This is a genomic window from Marinobacter sp. NFXS11 (genome assembly GCF_040148675.1).
GTDB lineage: Bacteria > Pseudomonadota > Gammaproteobacteria > Pseudomonadales > Oleiphilaceae > Marinobacter.
On the sequence record NZ_JAGDDV010000001.1, the window covers coordinates 772,856 to 786,135 of the forward strand.

11 protein-coding genes and 4 tRNA genes are annotated in these 13,280 nt (G+C 56.9%); 8 read left to right on the forward strand and 7 right to left on the reverse strand.

Translation table 11 applies throughout. The features are described from left to right. Nucleotides 1-11: 11 nt before the first annotated feature. The 5 genes from J3362_RS03655 to purE form a co-directional block, all read right to left on the reverse strand. Entirely contained in the window at nt 12-599 is a 588-nt protein-coding gene (locus tag J3362_RS03655) for a LemA family protein (protein WP_014577658.1), read from the reverse strand. Between the two features lie 22 nt (nt 600-621). Continuing rightward, a complete protein-coding gene (locus J3362_RS03660) occupies nt 622-2,682 on the reverse strand; it encodes a putative bifunctional diguanylate cyclase/phosphodiesterase (RefSeq protein ID WP_349518181.1) in 2,061 nt (686 codons plus the stop codon). 284 nt (nt 2,683-2,966) lie between these two features. Continuing rightward, a complete protein-coding gene (gene sodB, locus J3362_RS03665) occupies nt 2,967-3,545 on the reverse strand; it encodes a superoxide dismutase [Fe] (protein WP_349518182.1) in 579 nt (192 codons plus the stop codon). 71 nt (nt 3,546-3,616) lie between these two features. Continuing rightward, nucleotides 3,617-4,735, reverse strand: a complete 1,119-nt coding sequence (locus J3362_RS03670) for a 5-(carboxyamino)imidazole ribonucleotide synthase (protein ID WP_349518183.1) — start codon at nt 4,733-4,735, stop codon at nt 3,617-3,619. Between the two features lie 42 nt (nt 4,736-4,777). Continuing rightward, nucleotides 4,778-5,269 carry a 5-(carboxyamino)imidazole ribonucleotide mutase gene (purE, locus tag J3362_RS03675; protein ID WP_349518184.1) on the reverse strand — a complete coding sequence of 164 codons (492 nt, stop codon included), beginning with the start codon at nt 5,267-5,269 and terminating at the stop codon, nt 4,778-4,780. Nucleotides 5,270-5,567: 298 nt separating this feature from the next. Between purE and J3362_RS03680 the strand changes: the two genes are divergently transcribed. The 6 genes from J3362_RS03680 to J3362_RS03705 all read left to right on the forward strand — a co-directional run bounded on the left by J3362_RS03680 (nt 5,568) and on the right by J3362_RS03705 (nt 8,344). Next, nucleotides 5,568-6,548, forward strand: coding sequence for a hypothetical protein (locus J3362_RS03680; protein ID WP_349518185.1), 981 nt, complete (start codon nt 5,568-5,570; stop codon nt 6,546-6,548). A 140-nt stretch (nt 6,549-6,688) separates the two neighbouring features. After that, entirely contained in the window at nt 6,689-7,561 is an 873-nt protein-coding gene (locus J3362_RS03685) for a DUF2846 domain-containing protein (protein ID WP_349518186.1), read from the forward strand. 50 nt (nt 7,562-7,611) lie between these two features. Further along, nucleotides 7,612-7,869 carry a hypothetical protein gene (locus J3362_RS03690; RefSeq protein ID WP_349518187.1) on the forward strand — a complete coding sequence of 86 codons (258 nt, stop codon included), beginning with the start codon at nt 7,612-7,614 and terminating at the stop codon, nt 7,867-7,869. Nucleotides 7,870-8,030: 161 nt separating this feature from the next. Continuing rightward, a tRNA-Val gene (locus tag J3362_RS03695) sits at nt 8,031-8,106 on the forward strand. A 67-nt stretch (nt 8,107-8,173) separates the two neighbouring features. Further along, nucleotides 8,174-8,250, forward strand: a tRNA-Asp gene (locus J3362_RS03700). An 18-nt stretch (nt 8,251-8,268) separates the two neighbouring features. Next, nucleotides 8,269-8,344: transfer RNA gene (locus J3362_RS03705), tRNA-Val, on the forward strand. A gap of 157 nt (nt 8,345-8,501) precedes the next feature. Here J3362_RS03705 and J3362_RS03710 read toward each other — a convergent pair. Further along, nucleotides 8,502-9,908, reverse strand: coding sequence for a 3-oxoacyl-ACP reductase (locus J3362_RS03710; RefSeq protein WP_349518188.1), 1,407 nt, complete (start codon nt 9,906-9,908; stop codon nt 8,502-8,504). A 314-nt stretch (nt 9,909-10,222) separates the two neighbouring features. Here J3362_RS03710 and J3362_RS03715 point away from each other — a divergent pair, with 314 nt between their 5' ends. Then, nucleotides 10,223-11,560, forward strand: coding sequence for an acetyl-CoA C-acetyltransferase (locus tag J3362_RS03715; protein ID WP_349518189.1), 1,338 nt, complete (start codon nt 10,223-10,225; stop codon nt 11,558-11,560). A 99-nt stretch (nt 11,561-11,659) separates the two neighbouring features. Beyond that, nucleotides 11,660-11,736: transfer RNA gene (locus tag J3362_RS03720), tRNA-Met, on the forward strand. A gap of 54 nt (nt 11,737-11,790) precedes the next feature. Here the strand turns inward: J3362_RS03720 and J3362_RS03725 are convergent. Next, complete coding sequence (locus J3362_RS03725; protein ID WP_349518190.1) at nt 11,791-13,278, reverse strand: amidase family protein; 1,488 nt, start codon at nt 13,276-13,278, stop codon at nt 11,791-11,793. Nucleotides 13,279-13,280 lie beyond the last annotated feature (2 nt).

Here is a 13,280-nt window from a genome sequence, read left to right on the forward strand (position 1 = left end):
GATTCAGGGCCTCAGAAGGCCACTTTCGGTGCCTGACGGGCTTCCGGTGATTCCAGTTCCAGTTGCGACGTTTCCTTGAACGCAAACATGCCGGCTATAACATTATTGGGGAACTGCTCCCGGAAGATGTTGTAGCTCATGACGCCGTCGTTATAGGCCTGGCGAGCAAAGGCCACTCGGTTCTCGGTGCTGGAGAGTTCTTCCATCAGTTGCTGAATCGTTTCGTTGGCTTTCAGCTCCGGATAGTTCTCGGCCACGGCGTAGAAATTTGCGAGTGCCTTGGTGAGCAGGTTTTCGGCGCTGCCCAGGCGCTGGATCTTGGTTCCATCGCCAGGATCCTTGGCGGCATCCTTCTGGGCGCTGACCGCATTGTTGCGGGCTTCCATCACCTGGGTGAGGGTGCTTTTTTCGTGGGTCAGATAGGCTTTTGCCGCTTCCACAAGATTCGGAATAAGGTCGTGCCGACGCTGCAGCTGAACATCGATCTGGGCAAACCCGTTTTTGAACTGGTTGCGCAGGGAAACCAGGCGGTTATAGATAAAGACCAGGTAGAAAACAACGACGGCGATGACGATCAGGCCGATAACGGTGGTTCCCATGGCAACTCCTAGAGGTAGTGGTTCAGAGGTTATTTTCCACGATCTGGTCGTGAAAACCTTTAACGAAGGTCTCAAATTCACGCGGCGGTAACGGCTTGCTGAAGAAATAGCCTTGGGCGAGCTTGCAGCCACGCTGGCTCAGATAATATTCCTGTTCTGCCGTTTCTACCCCTTCAGCGACCACTGACAGGTTCAGACTCTTGCCAAGGTCGATGATGGTATTGGCGATTCGGGTATCTTCCTCATTGACCAGCAGATCGCGAATAAACTGTTTGTCGATCTTCAGATGCTGTACCGGCATCTGTTTGAGGTAGGTCAGGGACGAATAGCCGGTTCCGAAGTCGTCCACTGCGATGCTTATCCCCGCTTTGTTGAGCCTGTGGAGTTTGGCTACGGCGTCTGACAGATTAGTCATGAAGCTGGTTTCTGTTACCTCCAGCTCCAGCCGACCGGCCGGTATCTTGTGTCGTCGGAGGGTATCGAGAATATCATTGACAATGCTTTCCTGGCGCAGCTGAACGGCCGAGAGATTAACAGCAATACGAAGCGGCGAGCCGTCCGCGGCCCAGCGCGCCGCCTGCCAGCAGGCCTGGTCCAGAACCCACTGACCAATTTCTACGATAGAGCCGTTTGCCTCGGCCACTGGAATAAAAAAGTCGGGGGGAACCGTGCCACGAGTCGGGTGCTCCCAACGCAACAATGCCTCTGCCCCGATTACCCGTTTGCTCTCCAGATTAATCTGGGGCTGGTAAACCAGGTGAAACTGGTGATTACCAAGAGCCTGGGACAAATCCTTTTCCAGTTGCTTCCGGTCCCGGATTTCCTGGTCAATGCTGGCGACATAAAACTGAAAGTGGTTGTGGCCGTTCTGCTTGGCCAGGGTCATGGTCTGTTCGGCACTCTGAAGCAGCCGGTCCGCCTTGCTGGTGTCGGAGGGGTAAAGAGCAACCCCCAGGGTGGCGCTGATCGAAATATTCTGGTCTTCGACCAGCATGGGCTCATTGACACAGGCCAGGATTCGCTCAGCGGTGTCTGCAGCCTGGAACCCGTCCCGAAGTCCTTTCTGGACAACCACGAACTGGTCGCTGCCGAGGCGTGCAATGGTGAAGCGGGCATTATCCAGTTTGTTGGTCAGGCGGTCGGCAACGGTCTGGAGAATAAGGTCCCCGGACCGGAAACCGCACTGCTCGTTCACCGACTTGAAATCGTCGATGCCGCAGACAATCAGTGATAGTTGGGCGTTGCGCTTGGCGGCATCTTCAATGTCTCGCACCAGCAACTCCATGAAGGTATCCCGGCTGGGCAGGCCAGTGAGCTGGTCGTAACGTGAGAGACGACTTACCCGGTCCTCCGCCTCGCGATGGCGCTTCTGGCTGTCGCCAATGGCGACCAGAAGGTTGTTCGTTGCGTTGACCCAGAGGCCAAGTTCGTCGCTCTGGTGGCCGGATGGCGTGGTGACCAGGCGGTCATCCGGGTGGGCAGGATCCACCTGCCTCACGGAGTTGACAATTCTGAGGAGCGGGCGCGTCAAGAGCAGGTGGAATACATAGAACAACACCATTCCGAGAATGAGAGCTGTCGCTATGCCGGAAGCGAAGGTGACAGCAGCCCTGTCCAGCCAGGTGCGGGCTGCTGCTGCGGTGTCGTAGTGAACGTCAAGAAAGCCGTAGACATCTTCCGGATTACCCTCGCGGAAAAGCGGTTCCCGATAGAGCCGGTCGGCTTCGAAAATCGGATCGGTGACCGGGCGGAAAGCGGTTTCCTGGAGTGGACGGCTGCGATCTCCCAGCGGGTCGCCGTCAGGGTGGACGATGCGGGCCATATGGACGGCCTCCTTGGCAAAGAGGCCGTCCACGACTTGTTGCGCAAGTTCGGCGTCAATGCTGAACACGGCCTGGGTGGCGGCGTCTTTCACCATCGCGATGGTTTGTTTTGCATCGCTATCCAGCCCTCTGGACACGCGTTGGGCGTCCAGGATGACCTGTATGGCACTGACAACGACGCCACTGACAAGGGCCACCAAGAGAATCCACCGTAAGATTCGATAGCCCAGGCGATGTTCAACCTCGAAGGAGTTTTGCATTCAAGCCTGTCTTGTTCCGGTTTTTGCAGAGCCGCTGATCTGCAAGGTTCAGGGCAAAGGTGTCGCACTTTGGGTGATGTGCGTGGGGGCTCACCCTGATTATTGTTTACAAGTATGGTTCAGGTTCGCGATATCTTCATTGAGTATCGGCGATTTTTCCAAAGATTTCAGAGTGTGCTTGTATCAAATTGTAATTGCTTGGGTTTTGCATACACAAAAACGCCCGCCAGAGGCGGGCGTTTGATCACAGTCGTTCTAGACTGTGTCTGGAAGCGAAGCCGGGATCAAGCCAGGTTTTCGTTTACGAAATCCCAGTTCACCAGGTTCCAGAAAGCTTCCAGGTAGTTCGGGCGGGAGTTGCGATAGTCGATGTAGTACGCGTGCTCCCAGACGTCGACGGTCAGCACCGGCTTGTCGGCACCGGTCAACGGCGTTTCAGCATTGCTGGTATTTGCGATGGCAACGGTGCCGTCCGCTTTTTTCACCAGCCAGGTCCAGCCAGAACCGAAGTTGTTGGCGGCTTTGTCGTTGAATTCTTTCTTGAACTCTTCGAAAGATCCGAAAGCCTTCTCGATGGCTTCCTTGGCAGCACCGGTGGGTTCACCACCGCCGTTCGGGCTCAGGCAGTGCCAGTAGAAGGTGTGGTTCCAGACCTGTGCGGCGTTGTTGAACAGAGGGCCGCTGGCGCTCTTGATAATGTCTTCAAGAGATTTGTTGGCGTTGTCGGTACCTTCAATCAGGCCATTGAGCTTGGTGACGTAGGTGTTGTGATGCTTGCCGTAATGGTACTCAAGCGTTTCCTGAGAGATGTGCGGTTCCAGTGCGTTCTTTTCGTAGGGCAGTGCGGGAAGTTCAAATGCCATGAGGTCGTTCTCCCTGTCTCTCTGTTTATGTTGATGTTCGTTACCCCAATATAGGGTCGATTTGAGTCAGATCAACCCTTTGGTGTTAAAGAACTTTTAAACTCGGGGCTGCCGGGCAGGAACTGCGCGCAGTTCTTTACCCGCCATACAAGTTCTTCGTAGCTGTCAGCCAGTATGTTCACGTGGCCCAGCTTCCGGCCCGGCCGTTCACCCTTATTATAGAGATGAACATGGGCGTAGGGCAGTTCGAGAATTCGCTCGATGTCGCCGTGCTCTCCGATGATATTGATCATGCAGCTTACGCCACGAGGTGCGACATTCCCAAGCGGGTGTCCGCTCACCGCGCGGATGTGGTTCTCGAACTGGCTGGTCATCGCGCCTTCGATGGTCCAGTGCCCCGAGTTGTGAACCCTTGGCGCCATCTCGTTGGCTACCAGGCCATCGGTTGTCTCGAACAACTCAAGCGTTAATACGCCGACATAGTCCAATTCGTTCAGTAGTGCCTTGATGTACCGCTCCGCATCTTCCTGAACGTGCTTCTCGAGCTTCGGCGCAGGCGCAATGGAGTAGCGCAGAATCCCCTCGTGGTGGGTGTTCTCCGCCATCGGGTAGAACGCCAGCTCACCGTCTTCAGCGCGGACGGCGATGATCGACACTTCCCTGTGGAAGTCGACGAACTTCTCCACGATAAGGCGGGGGTGACCGATGGAGGCCCAGGCAGCCTCGGCTTCCTCAGGCGATTTGAGTACTGCCTGACCCTTGCCGTCATAACCTTCGGTGTTGGACTTCGCTACCACCGGGCATCCAAGTTCCTCGGCCGCGGCTTTCAATGAGGCGGCGCTATCGGCAATTTTCCATTCTGGCGTGGGGATGCCCAGCTCGCCGAAAAGGGTCTTTTCCGCTTCCCGGTTCTGACACACCTGCAACGCTCGGGGGCAGGGGTGAACCGGTTTATGAGCAGCAATTTTCTCGGCCACGTTTACTGGCAGGTGTTCGAACTCATAAGTGACGCGGTCGACGCGGGAGAGGAAATCATCCAGGTATTGGCCCTCGCGATCGATGATGACTTCACCAAGGCCGGCACTGGGGCTGCCGGACATGTCATAGAAAACAAAGGTCTTGGCCAGTGGGTATCCGGCCAGTGCCAGCATTCTTCCCAGTTGGCCGGCGCCCAGTACACCAATTCTCATGCGTGTTCTCCTGCCTGTTCCAGGCATTGCTCGAATATTGCCTTACTGGTCCCGCGGGTCAGGATTGTCCAGAATCGTTTCGGTCTGCGTTGCCCGGAATTGTTCCACTGCCTTGCGAACGTTGTCGTCTGAGGTGCCGATAATCTGCGCCGCCAGCAGGCCAGCGTTGGTGGCGCCGGCTTTGCCAATGGCCAGGGTGCCGACAGCGATGCCGCCTGGCATCTGGACGATGGACAGCAATGAATCCAGACCATTCAGGGCTTTGGACTGAACAGGAACACCGAGGACCGGCAGGGCGGTTTGTGAGGCAACCATGCCAGGCAGGTGGGCTGCGCCGCCGGCGCCGGCGATGATGACTTTCAGGCCCCGATCTGCGGCGGTTTTGGCGTAGTCAAACAGTAGATCCGGGGTGCGATGGGCTGAGACGACTTTGGTTTCATAGGGCACGCCGAGTTTCTCGAGCATAGTGGCGGCGTGTTCCATGGTGGGCCAGTCGGATTTGGAGCCCATGATAAGTCCTACAAGCGGCTGCATATGCAACAGTCCTGTGATAATTGGAAAGCCGGCCATTGTATGTTTTGCCTACTTACCATGCAAACTTATGGCTTCGGAGTAGGGCAGGATGGAGGCTCTTTCCGGAAAACGCTACGAGCACATCCATGTGGGCTTGACTGAAGCCATCCCTGGCTTCAGACATTTCCGGAAAGAGCCTCCATCCAGCCCCCCCGACTCTGTGCAAGAGCATGTATTGGCAAGGCGTCATTTTTACCTGCGCCTAAGTACAGGTATTATCGGTCCCTATTGTTTTAACCGTCCATAGTCAGGAGCTGTAATGGAACCCATCCGTCCAGATGATGATGAGTTGAGGGCTGAACGACCGATTGGTAGTGCCGAGCCGAAGAAGGCAGCGGAAAGAAAGTCCAGGCCAGCGTCCGGAGGGAAAGGCGAATCGTCGACACCAACGAAGCCTCCCAAAGGTGGCAAGGGCGGTAACGGAAGTAGCGGCGGCAATGGTCGCGGTAGCTCGGCAATGCTGTGGGTGTTGTTGATTGTGCTGGCCATTGCCGCCGGGGCTGGCTGGTACTCCCAGGAGCAGCGGGTTCAGGCGCTGGAAGGGCAGCTTGAGGAGGCGGATTACTGGGCGCGGCAAAGTAAGCTGGCGTTGGCACGGTTTGAGGGTGAGCTTTCGGAAACAGGGGAGAACCTGCAGGAGCGGGGCGCTACTCTGGAGGAGCAGATCTCGGCGCATACGAAGCGTCTGGATACGGCGGACAGTGAGATCCGGAAACTGTGGGCCATTGCCAATGAACGCAACAAGAAGCGCCTGGATGAGCAGCAGGAACGGATTGCTGCGCTGGAATCCGGCCTTGCGGAGGGCAATAAGTCCATTGCCGCTCTGGAGACGTCGGTAGAGAAGGTTCGCTCGTCGCTTTCAGCGGATATCGCGGCTCTCAAACAGCAGACCGAGACCTCGATCACGGCACTGCAGGATGCCAACAGGCAGGCAACGGATCAGTTGACGAAACTGAGCCAGCAGCTGGCGGATGTGGATCAGGTGATCGAGAGCCGTATCCGGCGTTTTGAGCAGGAGCAGAAACTTGGTATTAGCGGCATGGAAGGGCGGATTTCGGCCCTGGAGCGGGAGACGGATGAACTTGCCGGCGATGGCCGTATTCAGTCACTCCGAAATGAGCTGGCCAGCCTCAAGCGAACGGTTGAGTCTATCGATGCTTCCCGTTCACAACTGACGTCCCGTCTGGTTCGGCTCTCTGAGGAAGTGAATCAGCTGCGAAGTCAGGTCGGCGGGCAGTAACCGGCCCTCCGAGCGTTTAGGTTATCGGCATTTCGGGTTTTGTAACGGTTTGTAGTCGTCCTTTGCGGTAGCTCTCATTTCTGTCTCTGTGCAGTTGTTAAGATCAGGCAACTCGCAATCAGGATGAAGAGTTAACAACAATGAAAACCCGAGTGCCTTCCGTTTATCCCGTTCTCCGGCCGCTGGTAGCGGTGTTTCTGTTACTGGCGCTGTCGGGGTGTACGGTTTACCAGTCCATTGGTAAGAGCGTCGGTTCCTTCCTGCACCCGGTTTCCGGCCATGATTTCGTCCACATTGATAATGACAGCTGGGACCGGCGCAACGCCGTGCTGTATTTCTACCGGACTCATTCCCAGTGGGCGGCCGACGAGATCGAAGCCCCCAGTGTTTACATAGACGACACCCACTATTTCAACATCCGCAACGACAGCTTCACCTGGCTGGAGGTAAGTCCGGGGGAGCGCCATATTGCCATGCGCCGGCCGTTGCTGGGTCTGGAGGGGATGAACTCTTTCAGTCTGAGCCTGATCGCCGATGCCACGCTGGACGTTGAGCCAGGACAGATTTATTACCTGCGTTATAACGAGCTTTCGGAACCGGACCAACGGCATCCTGCTCTGGATCCGGATCACCCGCTGGCGCAAGGCGACCTCCAACTGGTGACGCGGGAATATGCCATGCAGGCAGAGGAGATTGTTTCCACCCGTTTTCTGAACAGTGATCTGTTGGCGCCGAACCATGCGGCTACCTCCATTGTGGAAGTGAACGAAGACCTGGATTACGAGCGGCAACTGGTGCTGCTGGAGGAGGAACGTGAGCTCGAGATCGAGCGCCTGAAGGAGGAGGGCAAGTACGAATCAACGTCCTGGTTCTGGCCGTTCGGTGGTGGCCCAACCGTGCCTCTTGAAGCCGATCGCAAGATTAAGAGGCTGGAGCAGGAATACGCGGAGTTGGAGATGGAACGGGAGCGCAGAGAAGAAGCAGAATCGGGAGGCGGCTGGTGGATTTTCTGAGTGCTGACTACACTGATGGCAAGTGAATGACTCGGGAAAATTAAAAAACAATGGCTCTCAAGGATTCTCTTCGACTCAGATTCGAAAAACTGGCGGACGATGTCGTTCCCCAGTTGCTGGATAGCTGGGGTGACCTGCAGAAACGATTGGACGATCTGAATTGCTCTCTCGCTAATCGAGCGGTTCCCGAAGACAGGCGCAGCCGTGTCAGCGAACTTTCTCTCCAGGAAAAAGCGCAGAAGGCGGGGCAGGATCGGCCGGTGCCGCGGGCTGAAAAAGCGACGCGCAGGACCGCTGCAAGAAAGTAGGTTTGCTCAAAAACTGTACGCTTTTGAAAGGCTTGCAGGTTTTTTTATAAAATTCCGGGAAAATATTTGACACCGCCAGCCAAATGCTTAAAATGCGCCTCTCACTTGGTTGAGACAGCGCGGCTGCCAAGCAAGTGAGCGCCTTTGGAAGGCTTGAAAGTGGGTGGTTAGCTCAGCTGGGAGAGCATCGCCCTTACAAGGCGAGGGTCACTGGTTCGATCCCAGTACCACCCACCACTTTCAAATGCATCACCGGATCACCCCATCCGGTTTCAGGTTCGGGCCCGAGGGTCGGAATTGATGCGGAGCGGTAGTTCAGTTGGTTAGAATACCGGCCTGTCACGCCGGGGGTCGCGGGTTCGAGTCCCGTCCGCTCCGCCATTTTTATGCAGTATCCCCGGGTGGTTAGCTCAGCTGGGAGAGCATCGCCCTTACAAGGCGAGGGTCACTGGTTCGATCCCAGTACCACCCACCAAAATTTCGAAAAGGGCCGATCCGAAAGGATCGGCCCTTTTTTTATGCTTGGGTTGTTGGATTACGCCTTCGGCTAATCCAACCTACATGAATATCTCCCCATCGCCGTAGGTCGGATTAGCCAAAGGCGTAATCCGACACCCAGGTCCGGTAGATTCTTACTTGCCTATCAACGATTGGCCGCAAACCCGCACAACGTTGCCATTCACTCCATTGGATGCGGGGCTGCAATACCAGGCGATTGTTTCGGCCACATCAACCGGTTGCCCGCCCTGGGAGAGGCTGTTCATCCGGCGACCGGCCTCGCGGATGGTTACCGGCATGGCTGCGGTCATCTGGGTTTCGATAAAACCCGGGGCAACAGCGTTGATGGTTACGCCATTCTTCAGTTGCCGGGCCATGGCTTCCACATAGCCGATCACGCCGCTCTTGGCGGTTGAGTAGTTGGTCTGCCCGAAATTCCCGGCAATGCCGCTGATGGAGGAGATGCAGACGATGCGGCCGTTCTCTTTCATCAGTTCTCGCTTGGCCAACTCTTCGTCGATCAATTCCTCTGCGGTCAGGTTTACGGCAATTGTCATATCCCAGAAGTGCTCGGGCATATTGCCAAGGGTTTTGTCACGAGTGATCCCTGCGTTGTGAATGACCAGGTCCACTCCACCAAAATGTTCATCAATGAAGTCGGCGATGAGCGTCGGCGCCTTTTCGTCAGTAATGTCGCAAGCCAGTGCCTTGCCGTTGATGGCGGATGTGACTCTTTGCAGATCTTCCATGGCAGGCGGAATATCGAGTCCGATAACCGTGGCGCCGTCTCTTGCAAGGGTTTCTGCGATAGCTGCGCCGATGCCGCGGGACGCCCCGGTAACCAGGGCAACTTTTCCAGTCAGGGGGGCGACAGGATTGGTCGCAGGCGCCGAATCACTTTTGCCGATCCTGACCACCTGACCGGACACGTAGGCAGACCGTGCGGAGAGAAAGAACCGGACACTGGATTCCAGTTGCTGTTCGGCCCCCGGTGCCATCCATAGCAGGTTTGCGGTAGAACCTTTCTTTCCGATTTCCTTGCCGATGCTGCGAACAAAGCCTTCCAGGGCCTGTTGGGCAGCGGCCTGGGGCGCCTTTCTGCAAGTGGCGGGGTTTTGACCGATGACCAGTACCCGAGCGTTGCCGCCGAGTTTCTTGATGGTGGGGTGGAAAAAATCGTAAAGGGCCCGGAGGTCGTCGGGTCCTTTCAACCCGGTGGCGTCAAACACCAGGGCCGAAAATTTTTGATCGATTTCCGAATTCAGGTCCATAGGTCGGGCTTTGTTACCGGCCTTGGACGAGTCTTTCAGTCGTTCATTCCCGCTGGCGTGGTGCAATGTGGCTGCACTGGCGCTGAGGGTGCTTCCGATTGCCGCGATGGCTTTGCCTCCGCCGACTGCGCCTACAAGTACGTCGCCCTCGATAAACGGCTGATCGGTACGCTTGAGACGTTTCAGGGGTACGGGCGCCGGCAGGCCCAGGGATTGTGCGGCGGTTTTGCCAACCGGGGTGTTTACTATTCTAAGATAGAGGTCAGACATGGGGGCTTCCTTGTGTTTGCATTCGGGTTGCTGGATGCGAATCGTCCTACAGAGTAAAGAATCGGATAGTTTTTGGATTGACTCAATGCCTGTAGGGTGTTGTCAGGGGTGCCAATGAGGCACTTGGTGTTCTCGCTACACTTGTTTTCAGGTTGGGTGCAGGGAGCAATGGGGTTGGGCTTCCCAAAACACGCCCGTGAATACGTCCTTGTAGGGCTCGGTCGCGCCATCCCTGGCGCTCTACGGTTTTGGGAAGCCCAACCACATTGCTCCGTTGGACATCTCAGATATCTCACAAAAGGAATGGATTGATCATGGCACAGGCACCGAAAACGACTCAAAAGAAAACCGCTGCTTCGAAAAAGACGAGCTCCGCGCCTTCGGCGATTCGTCGCGTCGCGGTGTTGGGTGGTAACCGGATTCCGTTCGCGCGGTCGAATACGGTCTACAGCAAGATCAGTAACCAGGAGTTGCTGACGTCGGCGCTGCGAGGTCTGGTGGATCGTTATGGTCTGGAGGGCCAGCGGCTGGGTGAGGTGGCTGCCGGGGCGGTTATCAAGCATTCGCGGGACTTTAATTTGACCCGGGAGGCGGTCATGAGTTGTGGGCTGGCACCGGAGACGCCGGCTTATGACATCCAGCAGGCCTGTGGCACCGGGCTGGAGGCGGCGATTCTGGTGGCCAACAAGATTGCCCTGGGCCAGATTGAATGTGGTATTGCCGGCGGAACCGACACCACGTCGGATGCTCCGATTGGTGTGGGTGAGGGGCTTCGTGAGATTTTGCTGGATCTGAACCGGGCCAAAACCGCCGGGGATCGATTGAAAATTCTTGGGCGGTTTCGGCCCGGACATCTGAAGCCCGAGGTGCCTCAGAATGGCGAGCCTCGCACGGGAATGTCGATGGGTGAGCATGCACAGGTGACGGCGAAGGAGTGGGATATTGCCCGGGAGGATCAGGACAGGCTGGCCTGGGAGAGTCATCAGAAGCTGGCCAAAGCCTATGAGGAGGGGTTCTTCAACGATTTGCTGACGCCGATGGCGGGGCTGGAGAAGGACAATATTTTGCGTCCGGATACCACGCTGGAGAAACTGTCCACGCTCAAGCCGGTTTTTGATCGGGAAAACGGCACCATGACCGCGGCCAACAGCACGGCGTTGACGGACGGCGCCTCTTGCGTGTTGTTGGCCAGTGAGGAATGGGCGAAAGCCAACAATCACGAGGTGAAGGCCTGGCTGACGTTTTCTGAAAATGCGGCGGTGGATTTTGTGGACAAGAAAGAGGGACTGCTGATGGCACCTGCCTATGCAGTCCCCCGGATGCTTGAAAAAGCGGGGCTGACCCTTCAGGATTTCGATTTTTACGAAATCCATGAAGCTTTCGCTTCACAGGTCCTCTGTACCCTGAAAGCCTGGGAGGATCCGACCTTCTGCAAGGAGCGCCTGGGCCTGGACAAACCTCTGGGTAGCATTGACCGCGACAAGCTCAATGTAAAAGGCAGCAGCCTGGCAACCGGTCATCCCTTTGCGGCCACAGGTGCCCGAATTGTTGCGACTCTTGCCAAGTTGCTTGAGGAGAAGGGCGGCGGTCGAGGCCTGATTTCCATCTGCGCCGCGGGCGGACAGGGGGTCACTGCGATTCTGGAGCGGTGAGTTTTTGGAAATCCGGAACTTTCCTTTGACAGTGTCGATCGCACCCCTTATCATGCGCGCCACGTTGATCAGGGGTTCCCTGAGAAACAACCAGTTTGATGCGGGGTAGAGCAGTCTGGTAGCTCGTCGGGCTCATAACCCGGAGGTCGTTGGTTCGAATCCAGCCCCCGCTACCAATTCAAATAGAGCCGGCCAAGTGCCGGCTTTATTCGTTTCTACTTCCACGTTTTTCAGAATCCTTCTGGCTGAACAAATCCAGCCAGCCCCGCCGCTTCCAGCAATCCCGCAAACCCGATCGTGGTCAGGTCCATCCCCGGCGCACCAATCACCTGAACATTGAATGGCAGGCCTTCTTTCGTTCGTCCGATGGGGACGGAGGTGGCGGGCAGGCCCAGCAGGGTGGCGGAGGCGATCCAGCAGAACTGGTCCATGTACGCCCGTGGCTGACCGGCGACGGTAATCCGGCGTTTGAAGACCGGATGGCTGTGGTCATGCCGGATGGCGGTGGTGGGTGTTACCGGCGTCAGCAGAACATCCACTTCCTGAAATAACGATTCAATCTCAGCCCGCATCTTCTCGCGCATTTCGTTCCACGCCATCCACTGGTAGACCGGCTGATTCACACCTCGTCCGTATTCACCAATGAAAGGCGTCATCGGCCCCAGAAATTTGAGCCAGGGTTCCAGCCGGGCAATCCATTTCATCTGTCGGCGCTGGGCGGGCTTCAGCGAGGTGCTTAGCAGGGCTCCGAGCAGATTGAAATAAACGGGGAGAATGTGTTCGAGGCTCAGCAATGGATGGCGGGCCTCAGTGACCAGTGCGCCCCTTTCAGACAATGCTTTGCCCAGGTTCTGATAGCCGTCGGTCAGCTCCTGCTCTATCGGGCACAAGGGATCTTCCAGCCATAGGCCGACCCGGGCCTGATCGAGGCTGTTTAATTCTGAGGGGGCCATTGCCAGGGACCAACTGCGCTCCTCGGCTGGACGGGGTCCGGCAATGACTCTCAGCAGGAGTTCCAGGTCCCTGGCATTACGAGCCATCGGACCGCCTTCGACCAGGTCCGGCCGGGACTGGGTGCCGGGCGGGCCGGGAATGTGACCGCGGAATGAGACCACTGAGCGGGTTGGCTTGTGGCCGAATACGCCACAGAAATGCGCGGGCGTGCGGATGGAGCCGGCCAGATCACTGCCCACTTCCAGTGGTGTCATGCCTGCGGCCAGTGCTGCTGCCGCGCCGCCGGAGGATCCTCCGGGTGTGTGTGCCGGGTTGTGGGGGTTGTTGGTTACCCCGAACAGTTTGTTATAGCTCTGCAGGTCAGTGGCGTAGATGGGCACATTGGTCTTGCCCAGGATAATGGCGCCGGCGTTTTCAAGTCTCTGAGCGACATCGGCGTGGGCTTCGGGTTTATGGTTCTTTAGGGGTGGTGCGCCTGCGGTGCAGGTCAGGCCGGCAACTTCCCAGGTGTCTTTCAGGGTAAGGGGCAGTCCGTGCAAGGGGCCTGTGACAGCGTTGGCGGCACGCTGTTCATCGGCTTGGCGGGCGCTGGCGAGTGCTTCCTGTTCATCTAGGGTAACAACGGCATTGATGGTCGGATTATGTTCGCGGATCCTCTCCAGCAAGGCAGTGGTTAGTGCCTCGCTGGTCAGGGTGCCGGCTTCAAGCTGTTTCAAGAGTTCATGGGCAGACTGATAGTGCAGTGGCAATTGCGATGCATCCATGG